Consider the following 214-nt stretch of genomic DNA (forward strand, 5'->3'; position numbering starts at 1 on the left):
ATACTGTAGTAAACTTTATGGTTGTAACTGTGTGCGACGTTGGTGCTATTTCTGGATTCACATCTCCCGCACCCGCTATCTTTTTTAATTCATTTTCATCGATTAAACCAACCAATTCTTTTGTATCAAACTAGTGAATGTGTAATCGGGCACACTGTAGTAAACTTTATGGTTGTAACTGTGTGCGGCGTTGGTGCTATTTCTGGATTCACAT

1 pseudogene is annotated in these 214 nt (G+C 38.8%); it reads right to left on the reverse strand.

The window, feature by feature from the left end:
- A pseudogene (locus MR083_RS27600) lies at positions 1–130 on the reverse strand (class II lanthipeptide, LchA2/BrtA2 family); the annotation flags it as partial.
- Positions 131–214: the final 84 nt, after the last annotated feature.

This window comes from Bacillus cereus group sp. BfR-BA-01408 (assembly GCF_022663305.1).
Lineage (GTDB): Bacteria > Bacillota > Bacilli > Bacillales > Bacillaceae_G > Bacillus_A > Bacillus_A pacificus.